Source organism: Candidatus Nitronauta litoralis, assembly GCA_015698285.1.
Lineage (GTDB): Bacteria > Nitrospinota > Nitrospinia > Nitrospinales > Nitrospinaceae > Nitronauta > Nitronauta litoralis.
In genome coordinates this window covers 1,326,479-1,346,769 of the sequence record CP048685.1, presented here as the reverse complement: position 1 = coordinate 1,346,769, position 20,291 = coordinate 1,326,479, and the positions used below count along the sequence as shown (strand labels likewise).

18 protein-coding genes are annotated in these 20,291 nt (G+C 49.9%); 3 read left to right on the top strand and 15 right to left on the bottom strand.

Going from position 1 to position 20,291, the window contains the following annotated elements; genetic code table 11:
• Positions 1-4 precede the first annotated feature (4 nt).
• From G3M70_06045 to G3M70_05975, 15 genes are all read right to left on the bottom strand, one after another.
• A complete protein-coding gene (locus tag G3M70_06045; GenBank protein ID QPJ61471.1) occupies positions 5-1,105 on the bottom strand; it encodes a hypothetical protein in 1,101 nt (366 codons plus the stop codon).
• A 9-nt stretch (positions 1,106-1,114) separates the two neighbouring features.
• A complete protein-coding gene (locus tag G3M70_06040; protein QPJ61470.1) occupies positions 1,115-1,573 on the bottom strand; it encodes a hypothetical protein in 459 nt (152 codons plus the stop codon).
• A 3-nt stretch (positions 1,574-1,576) separates the two neighbouring features.
• Positions 1,577-1,933 carry a hypothetical protein gene (locus G3M70_06035; protein QPJ61469.1) on the bottom strand — a complete coding sequence of 119 codons (357 nt, stop codon included), beginning with the start codon at positions 1,931-1,933 and terminating at the stop codon, positions 1,577-1,579.
• Positions 1,920-2,111: a hypothetical protein gene (locus G3M70_06030; protein QPJ61468.1), complete on the bottom strand. Its 192-nt coding sequence runs from the start codon at positions 2,109-2,111 to the stop codon at positions 1,920-1,922. Before G3M70_06030 ends, G3M70_06035 begins: the two co-directional genes overlap by 14 nt.
• A complete protein-coding gene (locus G3M70_06025) occupies positions 2,108-5,275 on the bottom strand; it encodes a hypothetical protein (GenBank protein ID QPJ61467.1) in 3,168 nt (1,055 codons plus the stop codon). The genes G3M70_06030 and G3M70_06025 overlap by 4 nt, the downstream gene beginning before the upstream one ends.
• Positions 5,276-5,278: 3 nt before the next feature.
• A complete protein-coding gene (locus G3M70_06020) occupies positions 5,279-5,596 on the bottom strand; it encodes a hypothetical protein (protein QPJ61466.1) in 318 nt (105 codons plus the stop codon).
• Complete coding sequence (locus tag G3M70_06015; GenBank protein ID QPJ61465.1) at positions 5,593-5,979, bottom strand: hypothetical protein; 387 nt, start codon at positions 5,977-5,979, stop codon at positions 5,593-5,595. Before G3M70_06015 ends, G3M70_06020 begins: the two co-directional genes overlap by 4 nt.
• Positions 5,980-6,007: 28 nt before the next feature.
• Positions 6,008-6,625, bottom strand: a complete 618-nt coding sequence (locus tag G3M70_06010) for a hypothetical protein (protein ID QPJ61464.1) — start codon at positions 6,623-6,625, stop codon at positions 6,008-6,010.
• Positions 6,615-6,842, bottom strand: coding sequence for a hypothetical protein (locus G3M70_06005; GenBank protein ID QPJ61463.1), 228 nt, complete (start codon positions 6,840-6,842; stop codon positions 6,615-6,617). The genes G3M70_06010 and G3M70_06005 overlap by 11 nt, the downstream gene beginning before the upstream one ends.
• Positions 6,843-7,134: 292 nt before the next feature.
• Positions 7,135-7,533 (bottom strand): hypothetical protein, encoded by a 399-nt coding sequence (locus G3M70_06000; GenBank protein QPJ61462.1) that lies wholly within the window; start codon positions 7,531-7,533, stop codon positions 7,135-7,137.
• A gap of 110 nt (positions 7,534-7,643) precedes the next feature.
• A complete protein-coding gene (locus G3M70_05995) occupies positions 7,644-8,834 on the bottom strand; it encodes a phage major capsid protein (protein QPJ61461.1) in 1,191 nt (396 codons plus the stop codon).
• Positions 8,835-8,943: 109 nt separating this feature from the next.
• Positions 8,944-9,480 (bottom strand): HK97 family phage prohead protease, encoded by a 537-nt coding sequence (locus tag G3M70_05990; GenBank protein ID QPJ61460.1) that lies wholly within the window; start codon positions 9,478-9,480, stop codon positions 8,944-8,946.
• A gap of 58 nt (positions 9,481-9,538) precedes the next feature.
• Positions 9,539-10,705 (bottom strand): phage portal protein, encoded by a 1,167-nt coding sequence (locus G3M70_05985; protein QPJ61459.1) that lies wholly within the window; start codon positions 10,703-10,705, stop codon positions 9,539-9,541.
• A gap of 49 nt (positions 10,706-10,754) precedes the next feature.
• On the bottom strand, positions 10,755-12,353 hold the full coding sequence (gene terL, locus G3M70_05980; protein QPJ61458.1) for a phage terminase large subunit: 1,599 nt from the start codon (positions 12,351-12,353) through the stop codon (positions 10,755-10,757).
• Between the two features lie 303 nt (positions 12,354-12,656).
• A complete protein-coding gene (locus G3M70_05975; GenBank protein ID QPJ61457.1) occupies positions 12,657-12,944 on the bottom strand; it encodes a hypothetical protein in 288 nt (95 codons plus the stop codon).
• Between the two features lie 597 nt (positions 12,945-13,541).
• Between G3M70_05975 and dnaA the strand changes: the two genes are divergently transcribed.
• The 3 genes from dnaA to gyrA all read left to right on the top strand — a co-directional run bounded on the left by dnaA (position 13,542) and on the right by gyrA (position 20,270).
• A complete protein-coding gene (dnaA, locus tag G3M70_05970) occupies positions 13,542-14,948 on the top strand; it encodes a chromosomal replication initiator protein DnaA (protein ID QPJ61456.1) in 1,407 nt (468 codons plus the stop codon).
• 225 nt (positions 14,949-15,173) lie between these two features.
• The gene (gyrB, locus tag G3M70_05965; GenBank protein ID QPJ61455.1) at positions 15,174-17,777 is read left to right on the top strand and encodes a DNA topoisomerase (ATP-hydrolyzing) subunit B; all 2,604 of its coding nucleotides are present in this window, start codon (positions 15,174-15,176) and stop codon (positions 17,775-17,777) included.
• A gap of 75 nt (positions 17,778-17,852) precedes the next feature.
• Complete coding sequence (gyrA, locus tag G3M70_05960; GenBank protein QPJ61454.1) at positions 17,853-20,270, top strand: DNA gyrase subunit A; 2,418 nt, start codon at positions 17,853-17,855, stop codon at positions 20,268-20,270.
• Positions 20,271-20,291 lie beyond the last annotated feature (21 nt).

The following is a 20,291-nucleotide window of genomic DNA, read 5'->3' as shown; positions in this document are numbered from 1 at the left end:
GTAATCAGTCCCAGAAAAGTGAAACGTTTTCGAAATAAAATTCCTTGTGGTTCGCCGACACCAGTTTCCACTTCATAGAAGTGCCACTCGGCTGCCCGCTTAAATCAACGCCACCTGTTAACAGGTTCTGCCAGGGAAATCCGGCCAGTGTTGCAGCAAGTGTCGCCTGCGTCCAGGTGTTCCCGCCATCGCGGGACACATAACCTTTGATATCCGTATCCGGCGTGAGAACATCACCCGGTGTCAAAAGAAAACTGAGCAAGGCCTCGCCCGGCACAGCGTCGGCTGTCACCGCTTTAGATTGCACCGTGACATTCGCATCCGCATCAGCCACTTCAAATCCGGACAATCCGAGACTCTGCCCACTGTTCACCAGTGTGTATCCGGATCCGCTTGATACGTTATACCCGTTAAAACTGGATCGCTCGTAATACCCATCCCCGCTGGTGGCAAGCCCCAGCATGTCGTTTGCGGTGTCGTTCGACACATCAAAGATCACCAGATAATCCTTGGCCGAATCGATAGCAAACTCCAGCCAGTCTGAGGTGAGTGTGGACCCGGCGGCAATGGTGCCGGTTCCCGCATTCCCTCCAAATAAAAGGGAAACTGGCGCAGCTACGGTATCGGCGGTGGCACCGGAGCGTTCCCCGATACTCACGTTGTCGATCTTCAACCCCTCACCGGTTGCCGGAGCCGATAGTGTCACGCGCACAAAAGCACCATCGGATGTCAGGTTGATGGCGTTCACTACATTGCGCATGGAAAAACCCGCCGCCCCGCCGACACTGGAATCAACGGTCTTCGACCAGGTCGCCTTGGGTGAACCAACTCCGTTCTTGTAAAAATCCCCCGTTGCGTCATACACCTGTCCGGACGAAGCCGGGAGGTCGATTTCATTTTCGTTGCTGAACGGATTCACAATACCGTCTACCAGGTTCAGTTGACCCAGCGCGAATATTCCCGAAGCAAGTGCGGTGTTGTATCCGATATTACTTTTGATTGCGGCCACTTCATCAACACTGACGGGCCATTCAGTAATATCGACACCAGCAAGCCCCAGAGTGGTGATGGCCCGGACCGCATCCCCTCGATAGTTAATGGTCATAGCGCTCCTTTAGGGAACAGGTTGGACATTAAAATGAATGACAACGGTGATTTCCGCACCAGGCAGGGTGGCTCCGACTCCCTTGACCTTTAAACCCATTTTTTCCGGAGTCGCGGCCAGGGGATCGTAAGTCAAACCCGTCACCGCACCTCCGCCACTCGTCTGACCGATATTAATGCTCACCGTTTTGCCCTGCTCGATATTATTTTTTAAGAAGTCCATTGAGAAAGCTCCTCCGGTTGGGGCCTGCCGGGCGAACAGGGAAACACCAACGAGGCTGACCGGAACATCAAACAGAAAATCGTTGAAGAACACTTCTCCGTTTATCGCTTCACCTGCCAGAGGCACCACCATATAATGCGCGGCTGATTCATCGAGCTTGTCCGCCCAGCGCTCAACATCAAGTTCCCAGGTTTCGTTCCCGGTACCGGGCTTGGTCAGGTTGAGTCGGGATGTTGTTTCCGGCATGATTTAGGAAACCCTCTGGTAAGTGTGCTCAATGGTTACCGTCATGGTGTCATTGGCGCCCTTGTTTTTAACCGCGAACCCGATGCGAGTGAGCATGTCACCTGCACTGGCTGCGTTGAATACCCCCGCCTCGGTCAATGCCCCGGTACCAACACCCGGGCCGAAGGTCGCGACATAAGTCACTTTCTTGTCCGAGCGCGTTACCGAAGTCAGTGCTACCCGCGACAATTCGGTTTGCAGGGTGGTGTCGGTGTTTGCCGGAACATTGGTTCCCGTACCCACTGCCATATGGGACATCGCCGCCTGGTTCTGTTCAGCCATCTGGTCGGCCATGTGTTGCAATCCACTATCCACAATCATCGTTATCCCCCTGTTCTGTGTTTAAAATGCGCACAACAATGTTTGGATCAGGATCATTAACCTCAATCCCGTTTTCAGAAAAGCGGTTCATCACCTCCCGCGTTTTTCCTTTCCGCTTTCCATCCGGTCCCGTGATTTCCACCGTGATGGTTTCCCGGGTCAGCATGTATTCGTTCACATCAACACTTCCCTTCCGCCCCAGCCGGAAAAACCCCAGGCTTGCTGTCCCCAGCCACCATTAGCAGATGAGAAAATCCCTTCACTCGCAGCCACATGATCAGGGGAAGTTTGAAAACTCAAATCATTGGAAATCGTTTCGGCGGATTGAACTGAGTTCAAACTCCTTATGAAAGAAGTCAGTAGAACCGCTTCCTCCGTTTGAACTGAATAAGATAAAATCCCGGGTTCATCTGCAATGCCAGCCAGTTCAAGAACGGGTATCCCCTGGTTTTCATCCATCTGCCAGTCAAGGATCAACGCGGAGCTTTCATTGGCCTCGAAGGTAGTCAATGAAAACTCCTGTAGGTATTCAATTGGAAATAAATGAAACAAAAGACGAACCGCCTGCAAACCATCCGGAGTATCTCCCCCAGCAAGATCCGTTCGCTCCGACAGTTGGGCAAACACACCATTCAACCCGGCATCAGGGTAATTGAGCTTGACGGTGTCTCCCGGTTCAAGATCCAAATGCTCAAGTGGCACATCACATTCCAGAGAAGTGAGGGGACGAGAAGATTCAGCAAGGTAAAAGGCAGCAAGATCCTGTGCCATGCTCTGTTCCGTGCACCAGTCCAGCGGTCTACCACCGGGCAGAGAACTTGCACCAAATAACTCCACCTGAACCGGGTCCTGGACACTTATTAAATTCCGGTAACGATCCTGCCTGGTCCCTGCGCTCCAGTTTCGGTCATAAGGAAGGTTGATAACAGTGCTGACGGCATTACCCGATCCACGCTTTAACTGGATTCTGGGCTTTCCATTTTTGGGGTTGAGGAGAACAGACGAATCATCCAGCGTTTTGGCTTCCTGTCCATTGAGCCCGGTCGAAGAATTGAGCGGACGAAACAACAAGCGCGCGCGACCCCCTGCATCCCAGGACAGGCGGCACCGACTGGATACCATCCATTCCTTCCATAGTGATTCAAGTGACCCGCTGTTTTGGATCACACCGCTCAGACGATATCCTCCTGGAACGGCGGCTTGCAGTGAATCGCCTGCACTTGAAAACGATACCGGATCGATAGCGGAATCAGGGAGCTGTAAAATCTTTTTCAGACACCACAAGAACACATGGTCGGGCCGCTCCAACAGAGCATTGGAAGACCCGCTCAGGGAACCCGAGCCATCGTCTACCAATCCCTTCACATCCGCCGTTATTGTATCGGTCGCTTTCAGTCTGCGCCGGGCGTATTCAATTTCAAAAGCAATGTGAAGAACATACACCGTGCGACCGTCGTTGGATCCTGTGTATTCAACCTCCACCTCGCGCCCGGTGAACCAGTCCCAATTACCGTCCACTTGATCGGTAATATCAAAAACATCAACAATCGTTCTCGTCGATTTTTCTGTAACCGCGGTCACCGGTGGCTGTAGTGATAACTCTTGCGTGCTCCCTGTCTTTAAAGTTTGCTGTGGAATCTGCGTTGCCTGCGTGCCGTGCGGATAAAACAACAAGCGTTTGACACTGGTAAAGCTCACAGTCCACTGCCCTCCCTGGGCTCCGACAGAAAGCGACATGGTAGAAGGCTGATTGGAACCGTTTAATGTGAAAGAAGGAGAGTAATCAAAATTGAAACGTGACGGATTCCATTCCGCTACTTTGTTGCCGTTAAAGAACAAAGCCGCCTCCCCCACTCCAAATAATCCGCCTTCAACATTGAGGCTGAGCTGATATTCGCCCCTGATCGCACCGGGGGGTGCCGGAGGAAACTGGACATTGATCAAACTCTGGCCTGCAATCAGATTCTGATATTTACCGGTACCGGAAATGGCACCCTGTTCTACAACATGGTCAGCGTTGGAAGTCGGCGATATCGGCGGCTGCGGAATGTCGATGGGGAAACCAAATGTATCAAGATGGTTGTGGGTCATGTCAGTAGACCCGGTAGTCACCGCCACATCATCTTTTGCTGGAGGAGACAGCACACCCACTTCCCCCACTCCTGACAAACGAATTGAAACCGAGTCGCTGGAAAGTTGTTCCTCCATGAAATGTTCGACACGCAACAGGACGCGACCTATCTGTCCTATAGCCGCAAGGTCATCTGTTTGAGACAGGCTGAGTTTACGGTGGGTCTGATTGATTTTTGCGTAACGTGTTCGCAAATTTGGTTGCATTGCAAAGGAAGGGTCCAATGCCGAATTGCCTGCCGCTACAGCATCAAATTGTGCCTGTAGAAATTTAGTGTCGATCGACTGGACTTCCCTGGGTTGCCTGGGAAATATCACTTCACCCCTGACCAGATCTACTGAGTACTCCGACGGATCAACAGGTTGATCCGCAACGCAAACCCGGTTGATCGACTGTATCGGAAATGCGGGATCGCTAAAAAGAAAACGGTGGTCGTTCACCTTTTCCAGAACTTGGTCGTCAGCGAAATGGAACTCGGCTATACCCGTGCAACCCGTAAACCTGTCAGCAGTTTTCCCCGTATATAGAATCTCATCGTCATTGACCAACACAACACCGGAGTCAGGAAACCCATCTGTTGTCGAAACATCCAGAGTGCTGGCTCCAGGCAGGACCACCGAGGTCAGTTGGGAACGCGCCACTTTTCTAACGCGCATACCCGGTGCACCTTTTACGGAACCGATCACGATAGGCCGTGTTTGACCCAGGTTTTCAACCGGCACATTGGGATAATCGTTGAGCGTGATGGGTGCTCCTATCACAAATTGCCCGAGTGATTCTGAGTAAGGTGTCAACCGCAACCTGCATTCCACACCATCGTATTCGAACGGGCCGCCAATCACGCCTGCAAACAGGGGAGCCAGGTCACTTTCATTCAAACCTTCCCCTTCGAACCACTGATACACCACTACAGATGCCCGTTCCGGGGGATACTGGGCAAAAAGATCCGAAAATCGGGAGGCGCCGGGTGCCGGGCTGGACTCTCCGTTCCAAAGGGTGACTCCCTTGAGGCTCTCGGAACCCTTCCCCTGCCAGCCAAGCACCAGAGGTTGCCAGAATTCCGAACCGGTTGAAATTGCCCGGTCTGCCAAACGCAATTCCAGTGCCGGAGCTGAAGACCGTGCTGCCCAGCCCAGCTTTAATAGAAGGGCGGGCGCGTGAGTCGTTTTATTTTTTCCTGAAATAAAACCCGATGTAAAATCTTCGCGCATGGATCAGCCTGAAATAGTTTTTTCGATTGCGCTCAACTTCAACCTGTCCTGAATGGAAACTACCGAACGCTGGCGTCGCCGACCAAGCTCTTCCTTCAACCGGCTTTGTAAAATTTTATTGAACTGGACTTGCCAGCCATCCACCGTTTTCAATTGCAGATAAAACTCGCTTCGGATGGAAACCGGATGGGTGAAAATAAATTGTCCGGACCCATCAAACACTTTCAGAGGAATCACGACCGCTCCAGTCAACTCCTGGACTCCTTCTGCATCTACCTCAAAAGTGACTTTGTTAATATCAAGTTGTCCCCAATCGATCATGCTCCTGACTCCTTCAACAAATGAATGATTCCTGAATATCGCCCACAAGCCGCTTGCTTGAATTCAAAATCATTGATCCAGCGCACTCGGATGATTTGTCCGGAGGGATCGGTGTAATCAAAAGTTTGCGCCGCCTTTCGGACTGTATCGAAAAAAGCAGCGGCCCGATCGCGATCCACCTGTGGCAGATGGTCGAACTGTAATTCAAATAGTTCACGCGCTGCCCCCGCGGGGTCCTGCACCAGCACAAAACCCCCGGCTGTTTCGCCACGCACTTGCCGATGAAATTCCCGTTTGTGGCTTATGGGATAACGCGGTGGTTTGGAGGGAACCCAGGTGAGGGTCGGGTTGCCCTCGTCCGGAAAATGAAAAGCAATTCCCATTAATCAGCTCCTATTAGGTTCTTTCCGTTTAGCCGAGGCGGGGTAAACGGTAGGGATCCCACAAAGCCCGGACAGGCAAAGGAAGATCCTTCGAATTGAATTCCGTTAAACCCGGAACAGGTACTCCGGAATCGAGCAGCCAGGTCTTATTGGCATAGAGCAAACGGATCCAGAGCAACATGCCCTGACGCAATCCAGCAGGTACATCACTGGCATCACCAAAACCTGCGACAAATTCAATTTCAACAGCACGTGCGATACGAAGATCCGTTGGCCAGCAATAGCCCTCACGCAAAATCAGGCGACCGGGCACTGCCGAGGTGTCCATCAGATAATGGGTGGCATCCAGTGTCGTGGCCTCGTCATGCTTGTTATAAGTTTTGACATGGGTTATCGACTGCAAAGGTGCGCGTGGAATTTCAATTTCCTGGATTTGCGAATGGGCGGGTTGAAAAGCATCGAGCCACAGGATCCAGGTTTGCGTTTTCAGGGCACGTCGAGTAAACCCTTCGCAACTTTCTCGCACGGCCTGAATCGCATTGTTGATCCAGTCGGTTTCCGATGGGTCAGTTGTCTTGAGATAGCTTTGTGTTTCTGCAAGACTTAACGGTTCCCCGGCCGGAGGGGTTTTTAGTTCAAGAGCCATGGATACCCCTTTCACTTGGGTTGCCTTTTCGAGATTTATTTTCCGGCGCGGCTCCTTGGGCTTTGGTCTGCCGTTTGGATACACGGTGTGCCCAGCCTTCTTTAATAAATAATTTCGCCAGCAAGTCCGGTAAATCCACTTGCTGGCCTTGGGAATAGCGGACAACCGTGTGACCTTCCGGGCAGGCGTATTGCGTGGTTTTCATTTCAACTTTCATTTGAAATCTCATCCTTCTTTTAAATAGCCTCAACTTCAAAAAGAAAAATTTACATAACCGCAGAAGAATGCCGGGTTTATTTTGAATGTTCTTCCCCCTTCAAGAACTGCTAATCACGTTCTTGAATAAAGAAGGAGTGGGGTAAAGGTGATTTTTTTTCATGACCCCTCCCGCACCCTCCCCTTCAAGGGGAGGGAAAAAGTGGTTACCCGATAGGTTCTGTAACAATATTTATTTGGGGTTATGCAAAGCTCTTTATAAAAGGCGGGGTGGGGAAAACTATTTTTCTTTATTAAGCCGCGGGGGCCTGGTGGGGTTTCCCGAGGATGATGGTGGCACTGGAAAGAATGGAGGGAGAAGTTCCAGCTATGGACAGGACTCCGCGCAGATAGCGGCTGGATCCTTTGTAACCCACCGACTGCATTCCTTCCTGGCCAAACGCGCTCACCGCAGACAGGCTGCCTTCCAGATCAGCAGCCGGGACATCAGTCCAGTTACTTGCGTCGTCGGAAGATTGAAGTTTGGGTGTATACACTTCGTCCGTGTCGGTAAAATCTCCGGCCCAAATATAAAACAGCGCCGTTGCCGCACTGAACCCTCGCAGGTCAACCGCCGTCCCGTTCTGGCTCGCGGTGTATGATGAGGGTTTGATGGTCTGGTTCGGTTGGATATTATTTTGAATGTCCCGCATCAGGGCACTCCTTATTAAAAAAGTTGTGAGGAAAGGAAATAGAAGGGGAGAACAACCGGGCGCAGGTGACAAAGAATGGTCAATCCGCCCGATGACCCCGGGAGGCAAACTTATGCTGCAGTTTTTTGCAGAACCAGGGCTTCGAAATTGGTTACATCACCACCGGTTTGTTTGGTCGTGTAAAACAACACAAACGGTTTGGCACTGAACGGATCGCGCAATACGCGGACACCTGCCCGATCCACAATGGTGTAGGCCTGCTTCCAGTCGCCGAAGGCGATTGACAGGGAATTGGCTGCAACCGCCGGCAGGTCTTCCATGCGTTCGATGGGGTGCCCAAGAAGACTTTGAGGCTCACCCGCCTTCAACCCGGGCTCCCAGAGATAATCTCCGCCTGCATCTTTCAGTTTGGCGATGGCCTCGATGGTCGAGCGCGCCATCAACCAGGAAGCGTTTCGGATAAAGGGAGTTTTGAGAGCGTAAACCATGGTACGCAACCCATCTGCGGTTATCTGGCTGGCATGGCCGCTGTTGATCTGCTCAATTTCACCCGGGTTGGTGGTCCCGCCCGGATAAGTCAATATCCCACGCGGTTTGTCGACACCATCCCCGTTTATGAACGCGGTGTTTTCGGTATTGCCCATCTTGAGTGCCGTCTTCCGGGCCAGCCATTCCTCAACGTTCACTCGAGCGTCATCCAGCAACTGCTGAGTAGCTTTGGGCATGGCATACATCTCGTGTACCGGAATGCGGCGAACGCCGATGGTTGGTGTGGATGTTTCATTCCGCACACCGGTTTCACCTGTCCAACCGACACCCGCTTCCCCGATGTCTTCGGGAATTTCCAGCGCATCGGTACTGATGGTTTCCACCGTCGCAACATTTCTCATGGGAGACGTTTCAAACACCCGTTCGACAATCTGGTGAGACATCTCGGGCGATACCCAGTATCCACCCTGGGGATCGGAATCAACTGAGAGCAGTTTAATTTCATCTGGACTGAGGGCGCGTTCACCGAAACGGAGGTAGGACAACATCGCCTGTTTCCGTTCGTTACTTTCAGAGTCACCCGCACTCTGATTGACTTCGAGAGCAGGCCGCGACATCCGGGTCTCAAGGTTTTCCAATCGACTTTTAATTTCCGTAAGGTCCTGTACCTCGCTGACCAGACTGTCTACTTGTTTTTTGAGGAGTGGATCGTTGCGGCCTTTCTCGATCTCGGTGAGGCGTTGATCATTTTTGGTTTTGAATTCCTGGAAAGACTTGTTGACGTTTTCCACCAGACGTTTGACGTCTTGCATTGCATTCTCCTTGAAAAAAATTTTGAGGTGTGACCGTTTTAAGAACGGCAGGAAAATTTTGAAAAACTATGGAGGGAAATTCGGGCAGGGCTTAAAGAATACGAGATTTTTATTGCAGGGAAGAGGGATGGAGCGTGGATATCAATTGGTTCAAGGCTTTCGAAAGAGGATCGCTGATCTTCATTGCGGTAACACTTGCCTGGGGGTTCATGGGAAACGTCACCATGCTGTATTCCATTAACTGAATCTCCAGAAGATGCCGTACTGTGGGATCTTCAAAATCATTTTCCCAGAGTACCGTCTGGAATCCGATGGAAAGACCGGTGCGACCCCCGACCTTTTGCGCCAGGCGCATCAGGCTGTGTCGCTCCCGAGCCGCCTGGACATTTAAATCAAGTTGGCCCAGGACAAACAGTCCATGCGAATCCTCGAAAGCTTCCAGGTTCCAACCGATCTGTTGTTCCGGGTTATGGTGATCGAGGATAGGCACCCTCCCCCCTTGTGTTTCCAGCAGGGTTTCGGTGAATGCCCCCGGGGCGATCATATCGCCACCCAGATCGACATTTCCAAATGTAGCGGCGTAGCCCTGAAAGCGTCCATCCTCTTCAACATTATTTAAATCGAAATCAAACGTTTTGTATTCCATCTGTGAACCTTGAAAGTTTGTTTGAAAAATTTGGAAATAAAACCAGCAGATTAAATCTTTAAAGTCCTGGGCGTTGCGGAAGGGAATCGCCACCGGCTATCGGTTCATAACCGAGGGCTTCCCGCTTTTCGTTTACCGTCAGGAATCGCGCTGCGTTTACACGACGCCAGACCGAATCGCGGTCTTCTGCAAGGGCATCCACCCGATCCGTATTGAAATCCAGTTCGAGGTCGCTTCCAAAGCGGGGCACCAGCCAACGGTTTAAAGCATCGCGCAATCGACTCAGTGCCGGAATGACCACTTCGGTGTAAAGCGCCTTGCGCGCTTCTTTCCGGTTCTGGTGGGTGGCAGGAGCAAGGCCAATCAATTCTGGTGGAACGTTATAAATCTGTGCGATTTGAAGGGCGCTGAACCGCAAACCTTCGATCCAGTCCATGTCCTTTGGAGACACCGAAAGTTCTTTCCACTCGAGGTCTTCCTCCAGTAACAAGGGAAGGCGTGCTGTCTGCACACCATGAAACTTGGATGCCATTTCATTTTTCAAGCGATCAAACTGTTCGTCGCTCAATCGCTTTTTTGAAACCAAAGCTCCCGAAGGCACGGCGGAGTTCTGCAGGAGTGCCGCGTTCCACCGATCACAGGCATTGAGTTTGTCGACGGCAATGGCGGCCACTTCCACTGGCGACTGGCCATACCAATCATCCAGTGGATTGAACAACTTTAAATGCAACACCTGCTCCGGGGCAAACCTGACCGTTTCGCTGCCGACCCGATACTCAAAACCTGCGATGAAATCCGTTCGATCCGGCAGGACACTCATCCGATCGGGGCGCAAGGGATACAATTCGGCAGGTCTGGCATTTCGGGCCCCTGCTGCTTCAATAAATACGTTTCCGGAAAGATAAAGTTGGGATATGACCGTTTCCATCCACTCAAACTGTCCCATAAAGGGATTGGGGCAACGGAGCAGTTTCAAGAGGGGATGGTCATTTACCTCTTCCCATTCGCCGCGTTTAGGGTGTTTATAGAGCAGCCAGGGAACCGAAGCCGCGGCACCGGCGATTTCCCGCACACAGGCATGGACCACGCTGTTCTGCTGGTAGCCTTCTTTCATCAATTGGTCGTAACGCGGTTTAAGTCGGGAGGCTCCGGGAAGAGGCAGCCACAATGTCAGGGCCCGCGTGGCCTGACTTGCTTTACTTTGAAACCAGGACTTGATCGGCATGGGTCATCCAGCTGAAAGGTTTTTAAAAAGAAGAAGGAAGGTTTTATCGTTAAAAATTTCGAATACGGGGACCGCCGTGAGTACTGGCGATCAGAGTGAGCAGCATTTCCAAAGCGTCCGGTCCATCATCGTGATCGGCTTTCGGGTAATAGCGCAATTGATCGAGCAATAAAGATTGGCATCGCCGAAACCGGAACAGTCCGTTTTTTATATGTGGCTGCAGGCGGGCAATGCGCAGGCGCTTGTCTGTTTTGGGTCGAATGCCTTCGATGGGAAGGAACAATTTTTTCTTTCGACTTTCCTTTTCCACGTGATCCTTGAACAATTCCTGGAAAGCCACCTCTTCTATTCCCACCAGATGGAAACCATATTTTTTATGCCAGGCGAACAGGTCCTCCATCAGTTTGTCGGGATGGCGTTTCTGGATATCGGCTTCGAGCACATCCACACTGCCGTCTTTTAGATGTCCCCCTATGATGATGGCCGACGGATCATGCCGCCTTGATGTTTTGCCCATGGAAGGATCGACCGCACAAAATATTCCCTGGTAGTTTTCAGCAGCGAGCCGGGTTTCGATATCTCCTTCTTGAACAAATTGAAACCAGTCTTCGCAAAAAAGGGCATCATCCGGGTGCAGGGGCTCATTCTGTTTTTCCGAATCAAAAAAGGCCGGCCCTTCGGATACCCGCATTTTCATCAGGTAGGCGTAGTCTTCGACTTCCGGCCAGAGCACATCGGTTCCTTTGAGCATGACTGTCCGGTTTTGATTAAAGAATTCATCAGCAGCCTCCTCACCATGGTTAATGTAAAGAGATTCCCAGGACTCCCATAAAGGAGAGGGGGAAAATCGGTTCACAGCTTGCCAGATCCTCCCGTTCCACCCCGGTCGCTTCATGAGGCCGGATAAAAGGGAGTCGTAATGCAGAATCGTTCCGACCACCAGGTACACGGTATAAACCCCGCCCGTTTTCAGGAGTGCTTTAAAAAACCAGACGCGATCTTTTTCCCTTTGTGTTGGTGAGTCGACATTGCCATCGCTCTCCAGGTCATCGCAGATAATCAAATCCGGACGTCTGTTGGAGTGGCGAGCTCCCCGAATCGCTTTTCTCTTGCCCCAGCATTTGATCCCGACGCCATTTCTTGTGACGATCTGACCCAGTCGCCAGGGGCGGGAGCGCCCGCAGGCTTCAGGGAAATCAGAATGAAGCCGTTCATTGGCTTCCAGTTCTGCCTTGATAAACTCAAGAAACTCCTGAGCCTGGGGTCCGGTGTCGGAAATGATGCCAATGAACCGCCGATGTTGGCCCACGATGCACCAGATGGGGAGGATGAGCGAAGTCAGTGTGGATTTGGCGTGACCCCTTGGGGCCGCTTCAGCCACTTTCTTTCCGCGTTTCGTTTCAACAGCTTCCAGGATTATTTGCTGATAAGTGGCGAAAAGGGCCTCGTGCATTTTTGAAGGTGGGTCGGTCAGGTAATGAGGAAAGTACGTCCGGGCAAACCAGGCGAGGTTATTTACGGCCTGTTTTCTGCGTAGCCGGATGCCTTCTTTTCCGTTGTCGGGGAAGGGTGAGACGGCGCGGGTGATGGCGGCCCGGATTCCGGCGAATCCGCGGGCAAGGTCTGTAGATTGTCGGAAAGATCCCAAGTTCGCTTAACCCTTTGTTCTATTTCCTCCAAATGGTCCCCAAGGACCCGCGCACAATCGACCTCCCCCCTGTCCAGCAGGAACTGAACCACCGTTTGCAACGATTCCAGCAATAATTGGTTCCGGTCGAGGCGTTTGGTCTGTTGCCGCGCCTTCAGGACATCCACAATTCGATCCACATACATGACATGTATCCGGTGGATCGGTAATTCCTCCAGAGAAAACCGGAGGATCTTAAAAATTTCCCTACGCGCTTCGATTAAATCCGAAAGCAGGGGGTTCAGTATCCCCAAAGGGGGAGGGTCAGCCTGTTTTGGAATAGTGGGGTTTTTGGTGTTGGAGTTTTTTATTGAGCGCCTGCAGTTGCTGGAAAATTCCTCCGAGGGAGGATTCGGTTTTCCCGGTAGTGAGGAGGTACCACTCTTTTGTGACGAATTGTTCATACAATTTTCTCTGATCTGTTACCCGTTCAGCTTCTATTCGTTCCAGAACGCGGTCAATTTTTTCAAACCGGCTGAGGGACTCCTGTTTTATTTCTTTCAAACGGGATTCCACTCCAAGAAGCAGACGACGAATGATCCACCCGATCATGCCAAGCCCCAACATAAGAGAAAGATTCAGGTAGGGCGTTATTGTTCTAAAAAATTCAAGAGTCATAAATTAAAAAAAGTTTTGGTCATTTGAAAAGTTTAAAAAAAACCGGAAGAAAAATTTTTCCCTGAATAGCTATTTTTTCGTCATTTTGAAAAAGGAGGGAGGGGGCAGCGGAAATCCCCTGCCCCCTTAAGGCAGGAAAAAGCCCCGTGTACTTTGGAGCAGGAAATTGCAAGCATAAATTTCGTACCCAACGGGAAATCAAGCAGGAGCAAGGATTTCCCAGGGAAGGAATTTTTTAGCTCTCTGCTTAATGTCGAATGAGTCAAGGTGTTATTGCTTTAAACATAGAGAAACAAAGCGGTTTTTTTATCCTTGTGACAAGGTATGAGGTTTTTGTGAGGACGGTTGTGAATTGTTAAAAATAAATTTGAACGCGAATATTTTGTTATTGCTACCCTTATGAATTTAAAATGTTTTCTTTTGTTTTTTTTGGTTGCCAAGGTCGTCCGGGTTTTTTATATTCTTTCTCATTCCCACCCGGTTTCAACAAAAAATTTTTTGTATTATTAGCCACGTTATTGAGGACCCTCCATGAATTCTCTTTGGAACTCCTGCTTGGAAGAAATAGAAAAAAAAATTCTCCCCGAAAATTTTAACACCTGGTTTTCCCCAACATTTTCAGCCTCAAATGAAAAAAACCGATTGACCATTGCAGTACCGAACCGGTTTTATGAAAAATGCCTGACGGAAAACTACCTCGACCTTATTCAGGACACGCTGAATAACCTGTCGTCTGAGAAAATGGAGGTCATGTTTGAAGTGATTCCAGGAGGGCTCAGCCCAAAAGCCCCTCTCTCTTCACAAAATGTGGAGGAAAAAAAAGAACCGGAGCCCGCACCAGCTACCCAACCAGCACCAAGGGTTGAATCACCACCTTCAACTCCGGTTTTTATGCAAACCAGGGGAAATTCCTACCAGACATGTCTCAATCCCAAATACAGCTTTAACAGCTTTGTTGTTGGTCCCAATAACCAGTTTGCCCAGGCTGCATGCGAAGCGGTTTCCAATAATCCCGGATTTAATTACAACCCGTTGTTTTTATACGGGGCTGTTGGCCTCGGAAAAACCCATCTTCTGCATTCCATAGGCAACGAAATCCTAAAAGCCCACCCGGATGCCAAAGTACGCTATCTATCAGCGGAAAACTTTACGGTGGACCTGATTGAATCGATCAAACGTGACCAGATGCATTCTTTCAGAGAGCGTTACCGTCCATTAGATGTCCTTCTGGTCGATGACATCCAGTTTCTCGGGGGCAAGGAGAGGACTCAGGAGGAGTTTTTCTACACATTTAATTCGCTTTACGAATATCACAAGCAAATCGTGATCTCGGCTGACCGCTATCCTAAAGACATGCATGACATCGAGGAACGACTGCGTTCACGCTTTGAAAGCGGCCTGATCGCCGATATCATCCCTCCGGACCTGGAAACCAAGATCGCCATCCTTTTTAAAAAGGCAGAAAGCCACAAGAAAAAAATCTCTCAGGATGTAGCAGCATTTCTTGCGCAAAACATCAAATCCAATATCCGTGAGCTTGAGGGACTCCTCCTCAGGGTCATCGCCTATGCTTCTTTTACCAAGAGGGATCTGGATATGGAGCTCGCTCAGGAGGTTTTGCGCGACTTCACTGTCGATAAAAATCGCAACTTCACCATCCCCAATATCATGAAAACCGCAGCGTCTTTTTTCAATCTGAAGGTTCAGGATTTGAAGTCAAAAAGACGTTCCCGGGAAATTTCTGTGCCCCGTCAAATCGCAATGTATATCTGCCGGGAATACACTCCCGCCTCCCTTCCAGAAATTGGCCGTCAGTTTGGTGGAAAAGACCACACAACTGTCATATTCTCCCACAAGAAGATCGCCAAATTAGTTAAAGAAAACAAGGAAATAGAGAATACTGTCGACGAAATTGTTAAAATCATAGAGCAAAGTTGAATTGTTAAAAAAACGTGTAAATTCTGTCCATATTTACCCTCGAAATTTGCTATAATAAACAGGTTAAATCTTTTCCCCATCCGCAACCGGAGACAGCCCAATTTCGCACTGGTTTATACACTGAAAAGTTCCTTAGGAATTGGACCTTTATGTGGTTTTTCCTCAAATCCACAGCCCCTTCTTTAACTACTGGTTATATTTTTTTAACTTCTTTTTTAAGGATTTATGGAAAACACAGAACCTAAAGTTTACGATTCTTCCAATATAAAAATCCTTGAAGGTCTGGAAGCGGTTCGTAAACGCCCTGCCATGTACATTGGAGGTACCGGACTCGACGGTCTCCATCATTTGATCTATGAACTGGTCGATAACAGCGTCGATGAGGCTATTGCTGGGTTCTGTTCAGAAATAGAAGTTATCCTCCACATAGATGGCACGGTCACGGTATCGGACAACGGGCGCGGAATTCCAACAGACATCCACAAAGACAGAAAAATCTCGGCTGCAGAAGTGGTCATGACCGTTTTGCACGCTGGAGGAAAGTTCGACAAGGACACTTATCAGGTTTCAGCCGGTCTTCATGGCGTAGGGGTGTCTGTAGTGAATGCCCTGTCGGAATCTGTGGATCTGGAAATTAAGCGGGGTGGACTGATATACCGGCAGAAGTATGCCCGCGGTAAACCACTGACCTCACTGGAAGTGGATGGAAAAACCGACTCTACGGGAACCCGGCTGGTGATCCGACCTGACGGAGAAATTTTTGCTGATGTGAATTTTAGTTTTGATGTTTTGTCGCATCGGTTGCGTGAGCTATCGTTTCTCAATAAGGGACTGAAAATCCACATTCACGATGAACGTGATGGGCGAAGCCATGATTTTTTCTACGAGGGCGGGATAATCTCTTTCGTTGAGCATCTCAGTAAAAACAAGAAGGTGATTCACCCCGATCCGATCTACATTGAGAGGACCAAAGACGATTGTGTGCTTGAGTTGTCGATGCAATACAACGACGGGTACAACGAGGAGATGTTCACCTTTGTCAACAATGTGAATACGCGTGACGGTGGAACCCACCTCAGTGGCTATCGCTCAGCCCTCACTCGCACAATAAACAGTTACGCAACTCAAAGCGGGATGCTCAAAAATGCAGGCATCACGTTGACCGGCGATGACATGCGGGAAGGGCTGATTGCCGTTCTCAGCATTAAAATCCAGGAACCCCAGTTCGAGGGGCAAACAAAGGGGCGGTTGGGGAATAGTGAAGTCAAGGGCATCGTTGAGCAGATGGTCAACGAAAAGCTGGGTCAGATATTTGAAGAAACACCAAAGATAGCAAAAGCCATCTGTTCCAAAGTGATTGGTGCCGCGCAGGCACGAGAAGCTGCAAAAAAAGCAAAAGACCTGGTGCGACGCAAAAGCGCGTTGGAAATCAGTTCTTTACCGGGAAAACTGGCAGATTGTGCCGAGAAAGACCCAGAAAAATCAGAAATTTATATCGTGGAAGGTGACTCTGCTGGCGGTTCTGCAAAGCAGGGCAGGTCCCGCCAGTTCCAGGCTATATTGCCGCTCAAGGGTAAAATCCTGAACGTTGAAAAGGCACGTTACGACAAAATGATCTCAAGTGATGAGATCCGTGCGCTCATTACGGCCTTAGGAACGGGAATAGGAAAAGTCGATTTCAATATAGATAAAATCCGCTATCACAAAATCATCATCATGACGGATGCCGATGTGGATGGGGCCCATATCCGGACCCTGTTGCTCACTTTTTTCTTCCGACAGATGCCGGAAATAATCCAAAAGGGCTATTTGTATATTGCACAGCCGCCTCTGTACAAAACTAAAAAGGGGAAACAGGAGGTTTATTTCAAGGATGAAAAGAAACTGTCACAATTTTTGATCGAAAATGGTGTGGCCAATCAGGAAGTACGGCCTTCTTCAAATGGTGTGGCCTATAGTGGTCGTGAGTTGGTGGAACTGGTGAATCAACTGGACAAATACTGTGATTACTCGGAAACGGTTACCAAAAATAATATCCCCTACAGTTTGCTCAACCAGGTGGTCCGGCTCAATCTAACGCCAGAAAACTTCAAGGATTTAAGACAGGCCCTGGAAACCTTATCGTCTTTGATGGCTGAGGTGATTGACGATGAGCGCAAAAAAATAAGCGGTTTGGGTGATGGCCTGAAAAATATTCCAGTGGTGTTTGAAAATGGGGACCGGTTAGGGGAGGCAGAAAACGCCGTTCTGAAAGAATTTGGGTTGGACATGGAGGAGGAAGAAGGAAACCGCTACCGGGCCAAAACGGATCATGGGCAGGAGGGAATTGATCTCAATGACCAGATACGAAGTGCTCAGGTGGAAATTTCTTTTGACCAGGAAAAAGATCATTATGTCGCCAGCATCAAGGGGCGTTGGCTGGGGAAACACATCCAGGTGGACCTCGGTGCAGATTTTTTGAACACTCCGCTGATTCAAAAACTGTTTGAGCTTTACGAGCCGATCCGCCACATGGACCATCCTCCGTTCAAGCTCACTAAAAAGCAGGACAGCATGGAAGTGGGTTCCAAGGAGGAATTGCTTAAAGCCATTCACGAAGCAGGCAAAAGCGGGGTTTACATTCAGCGTTATAAAGGTCTTGGCGAGATGAATGCCGATCAGTTGTGGGACACCACGATGAATCCAGATAACCGGGTTCTTCTGCAGGTTAAAGCGGATGATTTTGTAGAGCTTGACACCCTGTTCACCCGCTTGATGGGGGATGAAGTGGAACCGCGCCGCGAATTTATCCAAAAGCACGCATTGGATGCCAAAAACATAGACATCTGATCTTTTGTCCTGCATGCAAGTCTCAGGAAACAAGTTTTTTCCGACCTGGAAATAACCCTTTAAAGTTAAAAACAAATGAGTGAACTGATAGAAGGAATAAATATAGAAGACGAGATGCGAAGCTCGTATCTCGATTACGCGATGAGCGTCATCATTGGACGCGCGCTTCCTGATATCAGGGATGGATTAAAACCCGTGCATCGGCGCACTTTGTATGCCATGCATGAGGAATCCAACACCTTCAATCGTCCTTACAAGAAATCCGCGCAGATCGTTGGTGCTGTTATGGGTCGGTATCACCCGCACGGTGATTCTGCTATCTACGACACCATTGTTCGGATGGCGCAGGACTTCTCACTGCGCCAGCCTTTGGTTGACGGTCAGGGTAACTTTGGATCTGTTGATGGTGATTCCGCAGCGGCCTCACGTTACACAGAAATCCGCATGGCCGAAATCTCCCAGGAGATGTTGCGCGACTTGGAAAAGGAAACCGTCCAGTTCCAACCCACCTATGACGGTTCGCGAAATGAACCAACGGTGTTGCCTGCCGGTTTCCCTCAGCTTCTGGTAAACGGAGCTTCAGGAATTGCAGTTGGAATGGCCACCAATATTCCGCCTCATAACCTGAAAGAAGTGGTCAGCGCTACAATCAAATTAATTGATCAGCCGGATGCCACAGTGCCGGACCTGATGGAGGAGATGACAGGGCCGGACTTTCCCACTTCCGGAATCATCCAGGGAACCAATGGAATCCGCTCTGCCTATCACACCGGGCGGGGGCAGATACGGGTAAGAGCCCGTGTTGATATAGAAACCAATGAAAAAACGGATAGGGAAACCATCATCGTCCGTGAGCTGCCCTACCAGGTCAACAAAGCGCGGCAAGTTGAAAGAATAGCCCAACTCGTACGCGACAAGAAACTCGAAGGCATATCTGATTTGCGTGACGAATCGGACCGCGATGGCATTCGTATTGTGATCGAGCTCAAAAAAGGAGCCAACAGTCAGGTCATCCTCAATACGCTCTACAAAAATACACAGTTGCAGGAAACGTTTGGCATCATCATGCTGGCGATCGTCAATCGTCAGCCCAGAGTTTTAAATCTCAAAGAGGCCTTGCAATACTTCATCACCTTCCGGCGGGAAGTGGTGACGCGACGAACCGAATTTGATTTAAAAAAGGCGCGTGAAAAAGAACACATCCTGGAAGGATTGAAAATCGCTCTCGACAATCTTGACGATGTCGTCAGGACGATTCGGGAAGCAGAGGACCCGGCGTCAGCAAAAGAAAGTCTGATGTCTAACTTCGGGTTATCCGAGATTCAGTCCAAAGCGATCCTGGAGATGCGCCTGCAGCGCTTAACCGGGCTTGAGCGTCAAAAAATTCTGGACGACCTCGCTGCGGTTCGAGAAGAAATCAAACAGTATGAGCACATTCTCGCTAATGAAGATGTCAAGCTTGCCATCATTCGGGAAGAACTGACCGTTATTCGCGATAAATATGGAAGTGAACGTCGAACTGAAATCGTTGAAGACGACGAAGGGGATATCGACATAGAGGATATGATCGCTGACGAAGACATGGTCATCACGTTTTCGCGAAGCGGTTACATCAAACGTTTGGCAGTCGACAACTATCGGTCCCAGAAACGCGGTGGCAAAGGGGTCAAGGGCATGGCGGTTCGTGAGGAGGATGTGGTCTCCCAGATGTTCGTCGCCTCCACAAAAGACTACCTGCTGATTTTCACTAATATCGGTAAGGTTCATTGGCTGAAAGTTTACAGGGTTCCCGAGGCGACACGGGTTGCCAAGGGTAAATCCATCGCCAATCTCCTGCAGTTGCAGCCGGATGAAAAAATAGCCAGTATTCTTCCAGTGAAAACTTTTGAAGAAGACAAATTTGTGGTGTGCGCCACCCAGCGTGGTGTGGTGAAGAAGACCTCGCTGATGGCTTACAGCAACGTTCGCCAGGGCGGTATCATCGGGTTGACTCTCGACGATGGGGATCGTGTTATCGCGGCGGAAGTCAGTGACGGCAGCAAGGATGTCATACTGGCGACACGTCTCGGCAAGGCCATCCGTTTTCAGGAAAGCGATGTCCGGGCTATGGGACGTACGGCTCGTGGTGTTGTGGGCATCCGTTTCAAGGAAGATGATGCGGTGGTCAGCGCTGTGATTGTTGAACCCGGCAACTCTGCTCTCACGGTGACCGAGAATGGTTACGGTAAAAGAACTCCGGTTGAAGACTATCCGGTGCAGGGTCGTGGCGGACAGGGTGTTATCACCATGAAGACTAATGACAAAACCGGATCGGTTGTGGGCGTTGAACAGGTCACTGAAAACGATGAATTGCTGGTGGTGACCAGCAACGGCAATATCATCCGGATGCCGGTCGACGGTATTTCGACAATGGGCCGCAATACGCAGGGGGTTCGGCTTGCCCGGATCCAGGAAGGCAATCACGTTGTTGCGGTGGAAAAGTTTGTTGAGTAACCCTCCTGAACGTCCCGGTAC